Origin of the sequence: Bacillus sp. SIMBA_074 (assembly GCF_046534555.1) — a bacterium.
Taxonomy (GTDB): domain Bacteria; phylum Bacillota; class Bacilli; order Bacillales; family Bacillaceae_G; genus Bacillus_A; species Bacillus_A mycoides.
On record NZ_JAWRYM010000689.1, the window covers coordinates 1 to 264 of the forward strand.

The 264-nt window shown below is 70.5% G+C and carries 1 protein-coding gene; it reads left to right on the plus strand.

Translation table 11 applies throughout. The annotated features are described in order from the left end of the window. Positions 1 to 264: hypothetical protein (locus SB773_RS32540; RefSeq protein WP_410594518.1), on the plus strand; the 264-nt coding region annotated here is incomplete at both ends.

The following is a 264-nucleotide window of genomic DNA, read 5'->3' on the forward strand; positions in this document are numbered from 1 at the left end:
CGGCCAGGTCGTCGCTGACCTGGATGCGGTGCTGCGCTCTGACGTGATCGCCCGGCTCGGTGACGACGAGAAGATGGTGTTGTTGCGGGTCGCGGGTGAGGTGCAGCGGCGGGTGGAGGCGGTGGTCGTGGAGGCGGTCGCGTCGGTCGATGAACGGCCGGCGGGGTCGGGTGAGCCGGCGTTCTGCGGACGATATGGGTGCCGCACGGTGAACGAGTTGTTGCAGCGGGTGGTGCGAACGGATGCTGCGGGGGCGGGGCGGGT